Below are 15,354 nucleotides of genomic sequence, written 5' to 3'. Positions count from 1 at the left end.
GATTTAACCTTCCAGAGCCATCTCAGGGGACTTGCCACGTTCCCGATCCGCTCGTACGGCGTCGCGCACGAAGTGGAACCACATGAAAACGGCGAATCCGGCAAAGATCCACCAGTTGGCGGCGTAAGCGAGGTTACGCCAGGTGAGCGTGCCGCCGACCACGGGCGGGGCGACCTTGACCTGTGCCAGCGAGCCCGACGGCGGTTGCGCCACGACATAGCCGGCGCGCACCTTCTGCCCCGTCCACAGGTTGATCAGCTCGCCCGTGGACACCGTCTGCACCTGACCGGCCGGCAGCCCCTCGCCGCGGCGCTGCACGCTGTCGGTGCCCTGCTGCGGGCGCAGCCTCCCCGACACCGCGATCCGGCCCTCGGGAACGGCCGCCACCGCGGGGTCGCCCGGCGTCTTCACCCAGCCGCGCACCACCGGCATCAGCGTGCCGTCGTCGAGCCGGAGCGGCGTGAGCACCCAGTAGCCGTGGTCGCGGGAGACGTTGCCGCCGGGGGCGTCGACGTCGGGCCGCCGGTCGGCCACCAGGAGCTGGCGGCCGGCGTCGTAGGAGCCCTCCGCCGTGACCCTGCGGCCGACGGCCTCGCCGTTCAGCTGGGAGCTCACCTGGGTGAGCGTGGTGACCGCGACAGGCGCGGGGTCGGTGGAGGCGCGCGGCTTCCCCGAGTCGTGAAAGACGCCGAGCTGCCAGCGGCCGAGCAGGATGAACGCGATGAGGACCCCGATGGTCAGCAGGTGCAGCCCCAGCATGCGCGGGGAGAGCAGGGTCCTCAGCATGGTGTCAAAACTATCCGCCGGGTGGGGTGGTCCCCTAATCAGGCCGCCCCTGCGGCAGGGCGTGCCCACCCCTACAGATCCCGCCAAACTCCGCAAATGTCACAGGCGCTCACGCTAAGCTGCTGCTCATGTCTGACCAGCATATCGACCCGGCGGGCAACACCCAGCAGTTCCGCGCGTTCGCACAGCGGCGCGAGCAGGAAGCCAAGGTCCCGCCGAAGAAGTCGCCCATCGTTCCCATCATCGCCGTCGTCGTCGCGGTCGTGATCGTCGGCGTCGTCGCCTTCCTCCTGCTCCAGTAGGCATCCGGCCAGGACGACCCGCCGCGGAGGCCGTGGCGGGTTTTCGTCGTTCCTGTGATGTTTTCACCCTGGACCCGATCGTCGATCGCTCCGTACATTGGACTTACCGTCCAATAGGTGCGCCGCGGAGGTCACATGGCTGGAATAGTGATCGTCGGCGCCGGCCTCGCCGGCGTCTGCATGGCCATCAAACTCAAAGAAGCCGGCCACCACGACTTCGTCATCCTGGAGAAGGCCGGCGACCTGGGCGGCACCTGGCGCGACAACACCTATCCCGGGTGCGCGTGCGACGTGCCGTCGCACATGTACTCCTACTCGTTCGACCTCAATCCGGACTGGTCGCGGATGTTCGCGCCGCAGCAGGAGATCCACGACTACCTGCGGTCATGCGCGGACAGGCACGGCGTGACCCCGCACATCCGGTACGGCAGGCACGTCACCGCCCTCGAGTACGACGACGCCCGCCGCGACTGGACGGTCACCACGGACGACGGCGCCACGCTGCGGGCTAACGCCGTGGTCTCCGCGATCGGTGCCCTGCACATCCCCAAATATCCCGAAATTTCGGGACGCGAGTCGTTCGCCGGACCCGCCATGCACTCCGCCGCCTGGGACCGTGCCGTCGACCTGACCGGCAAGCGGGTCGCCGTCATCGGCACCGGCGCCTCCGCCGTGCAGTTCGTCCCCCAGATCGCCCCCATCACCCGCGAGCTCACCGTCTTCCAGCGCACGGCGCCCTGGCTGCACCCCAAACCCGACCTCACCATCCCGCCCCGCGCGCGCGACGTCCTGCGCCTGCCCGGCATGGCGAGGACGCTGCGCACCGCCCTCTACTGGGCCCTGGAGTCGCGCGCGCTCGGATTCGCCGTCGACCCGCGCCTGATGAAGGCGCACGAGAAGCTGGCGCTCAGGCACCTGGCCGCCCAGGTCCCCGACCCCGACCTGCGCCGCAGGCTCACCCCCGGCTACCTCATCGGCTGCAAGCGCATCCTGATCTCCAGCGACTACTACCCGGCCCTGATGAGGGACGACGTCAACCTGGTCACCGACGAGATCACGCAGATCAGGCCGCACTCGATCGTGGACGCCGCCGGCCACGAGCACCCCGCCGACGCGATCATCTACGGCACCGGCTTCCGGGTGCTGGACTCGCTCGCCGAGCAGCACATCGTCGGCAGGGGCGGCGTGAAGATCCAGGAAGCCTGGCAGCACGGCATCCAGACCTACTACGGCATCACCACCTCCGGCTTCCCCAACCTGTTCTTCCTGCTCGGCCCCAACACCGGCCTCGGGCACAACTCCGTCGCCTTCATGATCGAGTCGCAGGTCCGCTACGTGATCGACTGCCTGCGCCTGCTGTCCAGGACCCGGGCCAGAGCCCTCGACGTCAGGCCGCAGGCGCAGCGGGCGTTCGACCGGAGGCTGCGCCAACGGCTCGACCCGCTCGTGTGGAACGCGGGCGGCTGCCGATCCTGGTATCTGGACGAGCACGGAGTGAACAGGACGATCTGGCCGGGCTTCACCTTCGAGTACTGGGCACGTACGCGGAAGGTGAAACCCGGCGCCTACCAGCTCATCTTCTAGCCGGCTGCACGACCATCGCGCTGCCGCCGCCCCGGCGGCTCGGCTCGGCCACGGCCTGGATGCGGCCCCTGCCGAGGAACTCCAGCGCCGTGGCGGCGCCGATCTCCGGGTTGAGGGCGAAGCCGTGCCCCCTGGCCTCCAGCTCGGCCCCGTGCTCGTCCAGGAACGCCTGCTCGGCCTGCGTCTGCTCGGTGTTGCGCTGGGTGGCGCGCGGCGCGGCCAGCGCGTCCGGCAGGCTCATGCCGAACTCGTACCGGTTGACCAGGATCTGCAGCACGGTCGTGATGATGGTCGAGCCGCCCGGCGAGCCGGCCGCCAGCACCGGCCTGCCGTGGTCGAACACCAGCGTCGGCGCCATCGACGAGCGCGGCCGCTTGCCGGGGCCCGGCAGGTTCGGGTCGCCGGGCGCCGGGCCGAACGTGAAGTCGGTCAGCTCGTTGTTGAGCAGCACGCCACGCCCCGGCACGACGATGCCGTTGCCGCCGGTCGACTCGATGGTCAGGTTGTAGGCCACCACGTTGCCCCAGCGGTCGGCGACGACCAGATGGGTGGTCTCGGGGCCTTCCTTCGCGATCGGCGCGGCGCTGCCCGTAGGTTGCGGGCACGGCTCGTACGAGCCGTCAGGGTTGCCGGGCGCGGCCGGGTGCGCCATGGCCGTGTCGCCGATCTGGCAGGCCCGCTCCTTGGCGAAGCCGTCGGACAACAACTGCTTGAGCGGCACGCCGGGGATGTCGCCGACGTACGCGCCGCGGTCGGCGAAGGCCAGCCTGGACGCCTCCAGATATTCGTGCAGGCCGACCTCGGGCAGGGCCTCCAGGATGTTGAGCGCCTCCCCGACCGTGGAGCCGCCGGAGGACGGCGGGGCCATGCCGTACACGTCCATGCCCCTGTAGGAGACCTTCGTGGGCTCGCGCAGCAGCGCCCGGTAGGCGCGCAGGTCGGACAGCTCCATCAGGCCGGGCCGGACGTTGCGGGTGCTGCCGGGGGCGACCGGCGGGCGCTTGACGGTGGCCACGATCTCCTTGCCGAGCTGCCCGCCGTACAACCAGCGGGGGCCGCGCCTGGCCAGCTCGCGGTACGTGGCCGCGAGCTCCGGGTTCCTGAAGACCGAGCCGACGGGCGGCGGGGCGCCGTTCGGGAGGTACAGCTTGGCTGTGGAGGTGAAGTCCTTGAAGCGGCCGGCGTTGGCGGCGGTCTGGTCGTGGAAGGTCTGGTCGACGACGAAGCCCTTCGACGCCACCTCGATGGCCGGGCGCAGCGCCTTGCCGAGCGACATCGTGCCGAACCTCCGCAGGGCGAGGTCCCAGTTCGCGACCGTGCCCGGCACTCCGGCGGACAGGCCGCTGGTGACGCCCTCCTCGAACGGGATGCCCTCCAGCGTCGTCGCGGTCATCGCCCGGGGCGCGGTCTCGCGGCCGTCGATCGTGAAGACCTTCCGCTTCCTGGCGTCGTAGTAGACCATGAAGCCGCCGCCGGCCAGGCCCGAGGAGTACGGCTCCGTGACGCCCAGCACCGCGCCGGCGGCGACGGCGGCGTCCATGGCGTTGCCGCCCTTCCTGAGCACGGAGACGGCGGCCTTGGAGGCGTCGAGGTCGACGGTGGCCACGGCGCCGCCGTACCCCTCCGCGACCGGCGCCTTCTGCGGGGGCTGTGCCGGCGCGGGCGCCGCCGGCACGAGCAGGACGAGGACTGTTGCTGCGGGAACGATCGCTCGGCGCATGGTGTCCACGATGACCCAGGTACGCCCGTCATGGTAGGGCCCCCTCACACACAGGGATGATGCGCTGGTCAAAACGTTGATCTAGCGTGTATGACGTGCGCAGGAAGTACGGATTCGACCCCTACCTCGCCCTGATCGTGGCCGCCGCCCAGTTCGTGATCGCCAAGGGCGCGTCCTGGGGGCAGCGGTCCTTCAGGGAGCCGCTCGACCCCTACGCCTACGGGCTGCTGCTGGTCGGGCCGCTTGCGATCCTGCTGCACCGGCGTTTCCCGCTGCTCACGACCGCCGTCACGCTGGCCGCCAACGACCTGTTCCTGATCGCCGGGTACGCCTACGGCCCCAGCTTCATCAGCCCGGCCGTCCTGCTGTTCCTGCTCGTCACGCGGGGCCGGCGGCTGATGGCCTGGATCATGGCGGGGGCGACGCTGGTGTCGTTCCTCGCCTACGCCTGGCTGATGGGCAACCGCGACCTTCTCCACAGCGTGTGGATCCTGACCTTCATCATGTTGCTCATGGTGCTGGCCGAGCTGGTCAGGATCGTCAGGGAACGCCGGGCCGAACGCGAGCGCACGGCCGAGGAAGAGGCCAGGCGGCAGGCCAGCGAGGAGCGGCTGACCATGGCGCAGGAGCTGCACGACGTGCTCGCGCACAACATCTCCCTCATCCACGTCCAGGCCTCCACCGCGCTGCACCTCATCGACGCCAACCCCGAGCAGGCGCGGACCGCCCTGTCCACCATCAAGACGGCGTCGAAGGAGGTCCTCGGCGAGATGCGCTCGGTGCTGAACGTCCTGCGCGAGGGCGCCCCCCGTGCCCCCACCTCCGGGCTCGACCGCCTCGACGACCTGGTGGAGCGCTCCGGAGTGAAGGTGACGCTCGAACGCGTCGGCTCCCGTCCGCTGCCGTCCCAGGTGGAGCGGGCCGCGTACCGGATCGTGCAGGAGTCGCTCACCAACGCCGCCCGGCACGCCCCCGGCTCCGACGTCACCGTGCGCCTGGAATACGGCGAGCACGAGCTGGTCGTCGAGGTGGCCGACACGGGCGCGACGGACGTCCCCCTCCTGTCCGAGGCCGGCAGCGGCAACGGCATCCCCGGCATGCGCGAGCGGGCCTCCGCCCTCGGCGGCACGCTGGTCGCAGGCCCGTCAGGCACCGGCTTCCAGGTCGAGGCCCGGCTCCCCCTACCTGAGGAGACCACATGATCAAGGTGCTGCTGGCCGACGACCAGGCACTGGTGCGCGCGGGCTTCAAGGCGCTGCTCGACGCCCAGCCCGACATGACCGTGGTGGCCGAGGCCTCCGACGGCGCGCAGGCGGTGCGGCTGGCGGGCGAGCACCAGCCCGACGTGGTGCTGATGGACATCCGCATGCCGGGCACCGACGGGCTGACCGCCACCCGCCAGATGCCGCCGGGGCCGCACATCATCATCCTGACGACGTTCGAGCTGGACGAGTACGTCTTCGAGGCGCTGCGCGGCGGCGCCAGCGGCTTCCTCGTCAAGGACACCGAGCCGGCCGAGCTGATCCAGGCCGTCCGGGTGGTCGCGGCCGGCGAGGCGCTGCTGTCGCCCAGCGTGACCCGCCGCCTGATCGCGGAGTACGCCACCCGCGCCAAGGCCCCGGTCGCCGTCGACGGGCTCGACCAGCTCACCGAGCGCGAGCGGGAGGTGCTCGCCCTGGTCGGCACCGGCATGACCAACGACGAGATCGCGGCCAAGCTGTTCATGTCGCCGGCCACGGCCAAGACGCACGTGAGCCGGGCCATGATGAAGCTGCACGCCCGCGACCGCGCCCAGCTCGTCGTCATCGCCTACGAGTCAGGCCTGGTGAAGCCAGGCTGGGCCTGAGAACGGCTAGCTGAAATCGAGTTAGGCTAACTCAGTTTTGGCTAACATCACTTCCATGGAGGTCACCAAACCGAGCGCGGTGTTCGATCGGGTCGACGAATGGAACGATCTAGCCCACTTCGCCACCGATCCCACACCAGGTCTGCGCATCGGCGTCGTACGCGGACGCCGCCGTCACGGCAAGTCGTTCCTCCTGGAACACCTGTGTGAAGCGGCGAACGGGGTCTACACCGTGGCTCTCAGGCAGAGCAGAGCCGCGGCGCTGACACGGTTCTCCGATTCCCTGTCACAAGCCCTCGGTTATCGCCTCGGCGCCTTTCCTGACTGGGTGACAGCGCTCGACACCGCTGTGGACGCCCTGTCCAGCAGAACAACAGGCCGTCCGCCGCTGCTGGTCATGGACGAGTTTCCGTATCTGGCGGATCATTCACCGGAGCTGCCCTCCGCCATCCAGGCTCTCTACGACAAACGCGGACCTCGCAAGGGCCATCCGCCCTTCAAGCTCATCCTGTGCGGCTCGGCGATCTCCATCATGTCCTCCCTGCTCGCGGGTGATCAGGCGCTGCGGGGAAGAGCGGTCCTCGACCTGCGCATCGGCCAGTTCCGCTTCCGAGACGCCGCGAAATACTGGGAAACCGACCCGCGGACCGCCTTTCTCATCGACGCCGTGCTGGGAGGCGCGCCGGGCTACCGCGACATCGTGGGCGATCCGCCGGAACCTGGCGCGGAAGGGCTTTTCCACTGGCTGGAGCGGACCATACTCAACCCATCACACGTTCTGTTCACCGAACCCGACTACCTCCTCGCGGAGGACCCGCGCATCCGTGACCGCGCCATCTACAACGCCATCTGGTGGGCGGTCGCCATGGGAGCGACCTCCCCCACCCAGATCGGCGGCCTGGTCGGCATGGACGCCAAGGCTCTGACGTACCACCTGAACGTCATGAAGGACGGCGGCTTCCTCCGGCACGAGCAGGACCTCCTACGGCAGCGCCGCCCCACGATCACCATCGCCGACCCGACAGTGAGATTCCACAACCTGATCGTCCAGCCGAACGTCAGCGCCCTGGAGATGCGCCAGGCCCGGGTGGTGTGGGACCGTTCGCGCAAGACCTTCTCCGACAAGATCCTCGGCCCGCATTTCGAGGAAGCAGCCCGCACATGGGTGCGCTGGCACGGCGCGGAGACAGGGCTGGACGACATCGGCCACGTCGGCACGACGGAGGTCGCCTGCAGGGAACACCGTGGCCACGAGGTGGACATCATGGCCGTCAGCCGGACGGCGCTGCCCCGGTCGAAAAGCGCGCGCATCACCCTGATCGGTGAAGCCAAGTGCACCAACAAGACCCGTACGATGGCCGACCTCCACAGATTGCGGCACATACGCGAGCTGCTCTTGTCGCTCGGCTGGGATGCTGGAGACGCCTCATTTGTGCTCTTCTCGCGGGACGGATTCTCCTCCGACCTGGAGACGGCCGCTTCGGACGGGCAGGTGCACCTCCTGGACCTCGAAACCATGTACGCGCTCTAAGGGGTGAACCAGGTGCGCGACGGTACGCGGCCGCCTCGCATGACGAAATATGGTTGAACGCCGGGCTCCGCCCCTGACAGGGTCGGAGGATGCGGCGCACGTATGACGACCTCGTCCAGGACGCGGCCGGCGTCTCCGTGGACGGCTGGGACTTCTCCTGGCTCGACGGCCGGGCCACCGAGGAGCGCCCGTCATGGGGCTACGCCAGGCTGCTCGGCGAGCGGCTGGCCACGGTCGGGTCCGCGCTCGACATCCAAACGGGCGGCGGCGAGATCCTGGCCGGGGTTTCCACGCTGCCTCCGGTGACCGTGGCCACCGAGTCGTGGCCGCCCAACCTCACGCTGGCCGCCTCCCGGCTGCGCCGGCGCGGCGCCTGGGTGGTGGCCGACGACGAGGAGCCGCGCCTGCCGTTCACGAGCAACGTCTTCGACCTGGTGACCAGCCGTCACCCCGTGCAGACGTGGTGGAAGGAGATCGCCCGCGTGCTGCGGCCCGGCGGCTCCTACCTCTCCCAGCAGGTCGGGCCCAGGAGCGTGTTCGAGCTCGCGGAGTTCTTCCTCGGCCCGCTCGACGGCTCGGCCCGCGACCCCGAGCAGGCGAGGCGGGAGGCCGAGTCCGCCGGGCTGGAGGTGGTCGACCTGCGGTCCGAGCGGTTGCGCATGGAGTTCCGCGACATCGGCGCGGTCGTCTACTTCCTGCGCAAGGTCATCTGGATCGTGCCGGGCTTCTCGGTCGAGCGCCACCAGGAGAGGTTGCGCGCGCTGCACGACCGGATCGAACGCGAAGGGCCGTTCGTGGCCCACTCCGCCAGGTTCCTGATCGAGGCGAGGAAACATGATGGCCAGGTTGCGTGACGTGGTGGTCGACTGCCGGCACCCGGCCTCACTGGCGAGGTTCTGGGCGGCGACGCTCGACGGCTACGCGGTGGCCCCCTACGACGAGGCCGAGCTCGCGCGGCTGCGCGCCAACGGGATCGACGACCCGGAGGACGACCCGACGGTGCTGGTCGAGGGCGGGCCGCCCCGGCTGTGGTTCCAGCACGTGCCGGAGCACAAGGTGGTCAAGAACCGGCTCCACCTCGACATCGACGCGGGCGACCCCGACGCCGAGATCGCCCGCCTCACCGGGCTCGGCGCCACGGTGGTGGCCACCCGCGACGACTGGGTGGTCATGGCCGACCCGGAGGGCAACGAGTTCTGCGTGTTCTGATCCCGGGCTCGCGGACGGCGGAGCGCCACGTTTCCCTCATCGGGTCGCGGACAACGGACCAGGCGAAGCACCGCGCCGACCTCCGCAGATCGCGGACGTACGGACGAGGCGACTCCGCGGGCGGACGAGCGGACGAGGTCAGGCGCCGCGCCTACCTCTGCGGGCGTACACCGGCCTGCCCTGAGCACTCCCTCGGGCGCAGGGGAAACAGGACCCGGCGTGCGATTCACCGGACGGCCCCTTGGCCGATTCTGGAGGCAACCGTCAAGGAGGATACATGAACACCATCGCACTGCTGGCGCCCCACTGGGGCGGCTCCGGCGCGTTCTGGCCGATCATCCCGCTGTTCTGGGGCCTGTTCTGGGTCGGCGTCGTGGCGCTCGCCATCACCGCCCGGCGCAAGGGCTGGTGGGGCCCTCGGCCGGCTCACCACGCCGGGCCTGCCGGATATGCCGGGCCCGCCGGGTCGCCCACCGCGTCCGCGGAGCGGATTCTCGCCGAGCGGTACGCCCGCGGCGAGATGGGCGACGACGAATACTACGAGAAGCTCTCCGTCCTCAAGGGCGGGGCATCGTGACTTGCTCCCCGGCCTGAGATCCGGCGATTCCCGGTGTCGCTCAAGCGGCGGTTCGTGTGCCGAGCGCGACCCCACCCCGCAGTGGCCCGAACCTCCGCAACCCGGGCCTTGCGTCGCTTCCACCCAAACATCACCGTCGGTGCGACAACTGTCACTCGCCGCATGCGGCTGGCCGGGTTACGTTGCGTGTACGGGCTTCGTAGAGAGTGGGGACAAGAATGCGGTCCATCACCGATTTCCGCCGTACGCTCGCCGGCCGCGCCGCGCACGCCCGCTGAGCGTGAACGCCGCCGCCCTGCTCGCCGGTGGGGTCGCCGCCGGGCTCGTGGCCGGCACCGCCTCGTGCACCGCCGCACAGGGCGGGCTGCTCATGGGACTGGCCGGCGGCCGCCACGGGCGTGATCCCGCGCTCGTGGCGTGGTTCCTCGCCGGCCGGCTGGCCTCCCACACGATCGCCGGCGCGCTGCTGGGGCTGCTCGGCTCGGCCGTCACCCTGCCGCCGCGGGCACGGGCCGTGCTGCTCGTCATCGCCGGCGCCACGGTGATCGTCTTCGCGGTCCGCCTCATACGGCGCGGGCACGCCGGTTGCGCGGCGGCTCCGCCGGGGGCTCCGCCGGAGCCGCCGTCCGAGGCTTCGCCGAAGTCTCCGTTCGGGGTTCTGTCCAGGTACAAGGCGCCGCTGCTGGGCGCGGCCACCATTCTGGTGCCCTGCGGCGTGACGCTCGGCGTGGAGCTGGTCGCGGTCTCCAGCGGGTCCCCGGTGGCGGGGGCGGCGGCCATGGCGGGGTTCGTCATCGGTACGGCGCCGGCGTTCGCGCTGCTCGGCTACGTGCTCCGGCGCGTCTCCCGCACCCGGCTGGCCAGGCTCACCGGGGTCGCCGCGATCGCCGCCGGGCTCTGGACCGCCGGCTCGGGGGTCAGCCTCGGCGGCTGGCTGCCCGCCCCCGATCCCGCGCAGGCGGTCACCGGGCCCGGAGGCCAGACCGTCACGGTCTGGGCCACCCGCGACGGCTACCGCCCGGCCATCGTCTCGGCCCGCGCGGGCGTGCCCGTCGAGGTCGTCTTCAAGGTGGCCGAGCACGGCTGCACGGACACCGTCGTGATCGACGGCCGCGACGTCGCGCTGCCGGCCACCGTACGCCTGCCGCCGCAACGGCCGGGAAGCCTGCGCTACGTCTGCGGGATGGGCATGTACTCAGGGATCCTCACCTTCTCCTCACCCGGGCAGTGACGAGCGATGATCACCGGCGCTGCTTCAGTCCAGGATGCTGAGCCCCCAGGGGTAGTTCGGGGGACCCACCTCATCACAAGCCCACGCCCTCGCGCCTTGAGCACCCACGTACGCCACCCCCGCGTCGCGGCACTCCTGCCAGGTCATGTAGTAGCCCTCGCACCACCACACGGATGGCGATGACAGCCCGGCTGGCGCCACTCCGTCGCAAGCTGCCGCGGCGGCGGTTCCGGGGAAGGCCAGGCACAGCCCGGTCGCAGCCACGACGGTAGCGAGGAGGCCCGTGACAGTTCTCTTGCGCATCATCGTCTTTCTCTCCTTCGGTTGTGCTCCCGCGTCGAGCTCCAGGAGCGAGCGGCGTTACTCTGTGCGATCTTCATCGTCATGCGCCCGGACGGACCGGGCCAGGGCATCATGAGGACTTTCAGCGGACACAAGGGCGCGAGAGCGGAAACTGCCCGGCCCGGCGTTCCCCCTGGAGCACATGTCGGCGATTACGGTTCGCGATCGCGTGATCACGTGCCACTCTGTCGCCATGGCCTGGCAAGGAGAGGTGACGGCGCCGGCCGTACCGGCGCCACGCGTGGGAGACGAGCACGAGCTGCTGGCCGCGGCGCGGGCGGGCGACGCGCAGGCCGCGCACCGGCTCGGCAAGCTCTACGCCCAGCACGGTGACCGCGCGGCCGCCAAGCACTGGTGGGAGCGGGCCGCCGCGGGCGGCAACGTCGACAGCGCCTACAACCTGGGCATCTGGCACGAGAAGCACGGCAGCCTGGAGGAGGCCGTCTCCTGGTACGAGCTGGCCGCGAGCACCGGCGACGCCGAGGCCGCGGCCAATCTGGCGACGCTGCTGCTCGAACAGCGCGGCGACGCGGAGGCCGCCAGGGGCTGGTTCGAGGCCGCGGCGCGCAACGGGTCGAGGGCGGCCGCCCGCAGGCTCGCCCTGCTGTGCGAGGACGCGGGCGAGCTGGCTGCCGCCCGCGAATGGCACCGCCAGGCGGCCGCCGGCGGCGACGTGGCCTCGGCGCACGACCTGGGGTTCCTGGCCTATTCCGCGGGCGACGATGAGGAGACCGTGCACTGGTGGGAGCGCGGGGCCAGGGGCGGCCACGCCGAGTCGGCGCACTGCATGGGTCTTTACCTGCACGCCAGCCGCGACCCTGAGGGGGCGGAGGGCTACTACCGGCTGGCCGCCAAGCACGAGCACGCCGGCTCCTCGTCCCGGCTCGGCGGTCTCGCGCTGTCCAGGGGCGACCTGCGTACGGCCCGCGCCTGGTTCGAGCGGGCGGCGGGCGCCGGGCGGGTGGAGGACCAGCGGATGGCCGGGTTCGTCTGCGTGGAGCTGGGCGACAGCGCGGCGGCCAGCCACTGGTTCGGCCGGGCGGCGGCGGGCGGCGACCCCGAGTCGGCCTACGACTACGCGCTGCTGCTCATCGCCGAGTTCGGCGATCTGGCGGGCGGGCAACACTGGTTCAGGCAGGCGGCGCTGGCCGGGCACCACGCGGCCGCGGTCGAGCTGGGCGGGCTGCTGTCGGTGGCGGGAGAGCACGGCGAGGCGCGCGAGTGGCTGTCCGACCCGCCGCCGCCCGCCTGGGGCCGCTCCGCCGAGCCGGAGCTGACGGCGAGGGCGGAACTGGCCTCCGCCGCGACCGGGCGCAGGGGCGGAGTGCCGCTGGACGTGGCGGACCTGGCGGAGGTGCTCGGCACGTGGGATCTGGTGACCAGGCCGCTGCACGACCATTCCGAGGTGGTCGGGTGGCTGGTGGAGCGGAGCGGGGTGCACGTGAGCGCGATCGAGCATCTGGCCTCGGTGCGCGGCACGCTGCTGCGTCCCGGCAGCGCGCCGTGGCCGAGCCCGGGCGAGCTCCGGCATGTCCTGGCCACCGCACGCGACCTGCGCAGGCGGTTGGGGGTGCGCTGACCGGCCGCTGGGCCGCAGCCCACCCCGCCGCGTGGACGACTAGACGACTTCGGTCAGCGGCGTGTACGCCAGCCCGAGCGCCTCGGCCACCGGCTGGTTCGTCAGCCGGCCGCCCTGCGTGTTGAGCCCGCCCGCGAGCCCCGCGTCGGCCTTGACGGCCTCCCGCCAGCCCATGTTCGCCAGCTTGACCGCGTACGGGAGGGTCGCGTTGGTGAGGGCGTGGGTGGAGGTGTTGGCGACGGAGCCCGGCATGTTGGCCACGCAGTAGAAGACCGAGTCGTGCACCCGGTAGGTGGGCTCCGCGTGCGTGGTCGGGCGCGAGTCCTCGAAGCAGCCGCCCTGGTCGATGGCGATGTCGACGAGCACCGAGCCCGGTTTCATGCGGGACACGAGGTCGTTGGAGACCAGCGTCGGTGCCTTGGCGCCGGGGATCAGCACCGCACCGATGACCAGATCGGCATGCAGGACCTCCCGCTCGATCGCGTACGACGTCGAGACCAGCGTCTTGAGCCGGCCCTGGTAGATGGCGTCGATGAAGCGCAGCCGGTCGACGTTGGTGTCGAGCACGGTCACGTCGGCGCCCATGCCGACGGCGATCTGCGCGGCGTTCAGCCCCGACACACCGCCGCCGATCACGACCACCTTGGCCGGGGCCACGCCGGGCACGCCGCCCGGCAGGACGCCGCGGCCGCCGTTGAAGCGCATCAGGTTGTACGCGCCCACCTGCGGCGCGAGGCGGCCGGCGACCTCGGACATCGGGGCGAGCAGCGGCAGCGCCCCGCCGACCTGCACCGTCTCGTACGCGATGCCCGTGGTCCTCGCCTCGAGCAGGGCGTCGGTGCACGGGCGGGAGGCGGCCAGGTGCAGGTACGTGAACAGCACCAGCCCGTCGCGCAGCCGGTGGTACTCCTCGGCGATCGGCTCCTTCACCTTGAGCACCAGGCTCGCCTCGCCCCACACCTCGTCGGCGCTGTCGACGATCTTGGCGCCCGCCGCCAGATATTCCTCGTCCGTGATGGACGAGCCCAGACCCGCACCCTGCTGGACGGTGACCTCGTGGCCGTTGCGCACGAGTTCGTGAACGCCCGAGGGGGTCGCCGCGACCCGATATTCGTGGTTCTTGACCTCGGCGGGAACGCCGATCTTCATCCGTGGATCCTTTCGCGCGCCGGCACGTCGTACCGGATGGTGTGACGGCGAGCGGCCCCTAGAGGCGCGCCCATGCTTCGGTGAGCACGTTGCGGAGGATAGACCCGATCTCGGCGAACTCCTCGGGTCCCGCGATCAGCGGGGGCGCCAGCTGGATGACGGGGTCGCCGCGGTCGTCGGCGCGGCAGTAGAGGCCGGCTTCGTACAGCGCCTTGGACAGGAAGCCGCGCAGCAGCCGCTCCGACTCCTCGGCGTCGAACGTCTCCTTGGTGGTCTTGTCCTTGACCAGTTCGATGCCCCAGAAATAGCCGGAGCCGCGCACGTCGCCGACGATGGGGAGGTCGCGCAGCCCTTCGAGGGTCTCCTTGAACAGCGGCTCGTTCCTGGTGACGTGGCCGAGCAGGTCTTCGCGTTCGAAGATGTCGAGGTTGGCCAGCGCGACGGCAGCGGAGACGGGGTGGCCGCCGAACGTGTAGCCGTGCGCGAACATGGTGTCGCCGCCCTTGAACGGCTCGAACAGCCGCTCGTGCGCGATCATGGCGCCGATGGGCGAGTAGCCGCTGGTCAGGCCCTTGGCGCAGGTGATGATGTCCGGCACGTAGTCGAACTTCTGGCCGCCGAACATGGTGCCGAGCCGGCCGAACGCGCAGATGACCTCGTCGGAGACGAGCAGCACGTCGTACGCGTCGCAGATCTCGCGCAGGCGCTGGAAGTAGCCGGGGGCGGGAGGGAAGCAGCCGCCGGCGTTCTGCACGGGCTCCGCGAAGACGGCGGCCACCGTGTCGGGCCCCTCCATCTCGATGGCGCGGGCCACGCGCTCGGCGGCCCAGAAGCCGTACTCCTCGGGGGTCATGCCCTTGACGCCGGTGATCTCGTCGGCGCGGTAGTGGTTGGTGTTGGGCACCCTGATGGAGCCGGGCACGAGCGGCTCGAACATCTCCTTGAACGCCGGGATGCCGGTGATCGACAGGGCGCCCTGCGGGGTGCCGTGGTAGGCGATCTGGCGGCTGATGACCTTGTGCTTGAGCGGCTTGCCGACGAGCTTGAAGTACTGCTTGGCCAGCTTCCACGCGGATTCGACCGCTTCGCCGCCCCCGGTGGTGAAGAAGACGCGGTTGAGCTCGCCGGGGGTGTGGGAGGCCAGGCGCTGGGCCAGCTCCGCCGCCTTGGGGTGGGCGTAGGACCACAGCGGGAAGAACGCGAGCTCCTGGGCCTGCTTGGCGGCGGCCTCGGCGAGCTCCTGGCGCCCGTGCCCGGCCTGGACCACGAAAAGCCCGGCCAGACCGTCGAGATAGCGCTTGCCGTGGATGTCGTAGATGTAGGAGCCCTCACCGCGGACGATGGTCGGGATCTCGGACTGCTGGTAGGAGCTGTGCCTGGTGAAGTGCAACCACAGATGGTCTTGCGCGGCCTTGAGGACGTCGTTTTCCGGCTGCGTCATGGCTATCTTCCCTCGTGTCTGACTTCCCACAGTTTGCCTGTTCACTTGAGGCTTGCC

14 protein-coding genes are annotated in these 15,354 nt (G+C 70.7%); 10 read left to right on the top strand and 4 right to left on the bottom strand.

Features of this window, described 5'->3' with window-relative positions; translation table 11 throughout:
• Positions 1-3 precede the first annotated feature (3 nt).
• On the bottom strand, positions 4-786 hold the full coding sequence (locus ABGB01_RS17335; protein ID WP_347774415.1) for an SURF1 family protein: 783 nt from the start codon (positions 784-786) through the stop codon (positions 4-6).
• 128 nt (positions 787-914) lie between these two features.
• Here ABGB01_RS17335 and ABGB01_RS17330 point away from each other — a divergent pair, with 128 nt between their 5' ends.
• Both ABGB01_RS17330 and ABGB01_RS17325 read left to right on the top strand, forming a co-directional pair.
• Positions 915-1,088, top strand: a complete 174-nt coding sequence (locus ABGB01_RS17330; protein WP_347774414.1) for a hypothetical protein — start codon at positions 915-917, stop codon at positions 1,086-1,088.
• Positions 1,089-1,223: 135 nt separating this feature from the next.
• A complete protein-coding gene (locus tag ABGB01_RS17325; RefSeq protein WP_347774412.1) occupies positions 1,224-2,672 on the top strand; it encodes an NAD(P)/FAD-dependent oxidoreductase in 1,449 nt (482 codons plus the stop codon).
• Here ABGB01_RS17325 and ggt read toward each other — a convergent pair.
• Complete coding sequence (gene ggt / locus ABGB01_RS17320; protein WP_347774411.1) at positions 2,662-4,392, bottom strand: gamma-glutamyltransferase; 1,731 nt, start codon at positions 4,390-4,392, stop codon at positions 2,662-2,664. The two genes, ABGB01_RS17325 and ggt, sit on opposite strands and share 11 nt — an antisense overlap.
• Before the next feature lie 95 nt (positions 4,393-4,487).
• Here ggt and ABGB01_RS17315 point away from each other — a divergent pair, with 95 nt between their 5' ends.
• The 8 genes from ABGB01_RS17315 to ABGB01_RS17280 all read left to right on the top strand — a co-directional run bounded on the left by ABGB01_RS17315 (position 4,488) and on the right by ABGB01_RS17280 (position 12,707).
• Complete coding sequence (locus tag ABGB01_RS17315) at positions 4,488-5,594, top strand: histidine kinase (RefSeq protein ID WP_347774410.1); 1,107 nt, start codon at positions 4,488-4,490, stop codon at positions 5,592-5,594.
• A complete protein-coding gene (locus tag ABGB01_RS17310; protein ID WP_347774408.1) occupies positions 5,591-6,238 on the top strand; it encodes a response regulator transcription factor in 648 nt (215 codons plus the stop codon). Before ABGB01_RS17315 ends, ABGB01_RS17310 begins: the two co-directional genes overlap by 4 nt.
• 55 nt (positions 6,239-6,293) lie before the next feature.
• On the top strand, positions 6,294-7,769 hold the full coding sequence (locus ABGB01_RS17305; protein ID WP_347774407.1) for an ATP-binding protein: 1,476 nt from the start codon (positions 6,294-6,296) through the stop codon (positions 7,767-7,769).
• A gap of 89 nt (positions 7,770-7,858) precedes the next feature.
• On the top strand, positions 7,859-8,623 hold the full coding sequence (locus ABGB01_RS17300) for a class I SAM-dependent methyltransferase (protein ID WP_347774406.1): 765 nt from the start codon (positions 7,859-7,861) through the stop codon (positions 8,621-8,623).
• Positions 8,607-8,978: a VOC family protein gene (locus ABGB01_RS17295; protein ID WP_347774404.1), complete on the top strand. Its 372-nt coding sequence runs from the start codon at positions 8,607-8,609 to the stop codon at positions 8,976-8,978. The genes ABGB01_RS17300 and ABGB01_RS17295 overlap by 17 nt, the downstream gene beginning before the upstream one ends.
• Before the next feature lie 277 nt (positions 8,979-9,255).
• Positions 9,256-9,555: an SHOCT domain-containing protein gene (locus ABGB01_RS17290; RefSeq protein ID WP_347774403.1), complete on the top strand. Its 300-nt coding sequence runs from the start codon at positions 9,256-9,258 to the stop codon at positions 9,553-9,555.
• A 280-nt stretch (positions 9,556-9,835) separates the two neighbouring features.
• Entirely contained in the window at positions 9,836-10,786 is a 951-nt protein-coding gene (locus ABGB01_RS17285; RefSeq protein ID WP_347774402.1) for a sulfite exporter TauE/SafE family protein, read from the top strand.
• 535 nt (positions 10,787-11,321) lie between these two features.
• Positions 11,322-12,707, top strand: a complete 1,386-nt coding sequence (locus tag ABGB01_RS17280; RefSeq protein WP_347774400.1) for a sel1 repeat family protein — start codon at positions 11,322-11,324, stop codon at positions 12,705-12,707.
• A 39-nt stretch (positions 12,708-12,746) separates the two neighbouring features.
• On the opposite strand, the gene ald is transcribed toward ABGB01_RS17280, so the two are convergent.
• A complete protein-coding gene (gene ald / locus ABGB01_RS17275) occupies positions 12,747-13,856 on the bottom strand; it encodes an alanine dehydrogenase (RefSeq protein ID WP_347774399.1) in 1,110 nt (369 codons plus the stop codon).
• A 58-nt stretch (positions 13,857-13,914) separates the two neighbouring features.
• Complete coding sequence (locus tag ABGB01_RS17270) at positions 13,915-15,297, bottom strand: aspartate aminotransferase family protein (RefSeq protein WP_347774398.1); 1,383 nt, start codon at positions 15,295-15,297, stop codon at positions 13,915-13,917.
• Between the last annotated feature and the right edge of the window lie 57 nt (positions 15,298-15,354).

This window comes from Nonomuraea sp. B5E05 (assembly GCF_039880665.1).
Classification (GTDB): domain Bacteria; phylum Actinomycetota; class Actinomycetes; order Streptosporangiales; family Streptosporangiaceae; genus Nonomuraea.
The sequence above is the reverse complement of the archived record's forward strand: the minus strand, read 5'-3'. Positions and strand labels throughout refer to the sequence as shown.

Excerpts from the sequence above, each read along its gene's own strand:
- ABGB01_RS17335 (WP_347774415.1), bottom strand. The coding sequence starts at position 786 with ATGCTGAGGACCCTGCTCTCCCCGCGCATGCTGGGGCTGCACCTGCTG.
- ABGB01_RS17330 (WP_347774414.1), top strand. The coding sequence starts at position 915 with ATGTCTGACCAGCATATCGACCCGGCGGGCAACACCCAGCAGTTCCGC.
- ABGB01_RS17325 (WP_347774412.1), top strand. The coding sequence starts at position 1,224 with ATGGCTGGAATAGTGATCGTCGGCGCCGGCCTCGCCGGCGTCTGCATG.
- ggt (WP_347774411.1), bottom strand. The coding sequence starts at position 4,392 with ATGCGCCGAGCGATCGTTCCCGCAGCAACAGTCCTCGTCCTGCTCGTG.
- ABGB01_RS17310 (WP_347774408.1), top strand. The coding sequence starts at position 5,591 with ATGATCAAGGTGCTGCTGGCCGACGACCAGGCACTGGTGCGCGCGGGC.
- ABGB01_RS17305 (WP_347774407.1), top strand. The coding sequence starts at position 6,294 with ATGGAGGTCACCAAACCGAGCGCGGTGTTCGATCGGGTCGACGAATGG.
- ABGB01_RS17300 (WP_347774406.1), top strand. The coding sequence starts at position 7,859 with ATGCGGCGCACGTATGACGACCTCGTCCAGGACGCGGCCGGCGTCTCC.
- ABGB01_RS17295 (WP_347774404.1), top strand. The coding sequence starts at position 8,607 with ATGGCCAGGTTGCGTGACGTGGTGGTCGACTGCCGGCACCCGGCCTCA.
- ABGB01_RS17290 (WP_347774403.1), top strand. The coding sequence starts at position 9,256 with ATGAACACCATCGCACTGCTGGCGCCCCACTGGGGCGGCTCCGGCGCG.
- ABGB01_RS17280 (WP_347774400.1), top strand. The coding sequence starts at position 11,322 with ATGGCCTGGCAAGGAGAGGTGACGGCGCCGGCCGTACCGGCGCCACGC.
- ald (WP_347774399.1), bottom strand. The coding sequence starts at position 13,856 with ATGAAGATCGGCGTTCCCGCCGAGGTCAAGAACCACGAATATCGGGTC.
- ABGB01_RS17270 (WP_347774398.1), bottom strand. The coding sequence starts at position 15,297 with ATGACGCAGCCGGAAAACGACGTCCTCAAGGCCGCGCAAGACCATCTG.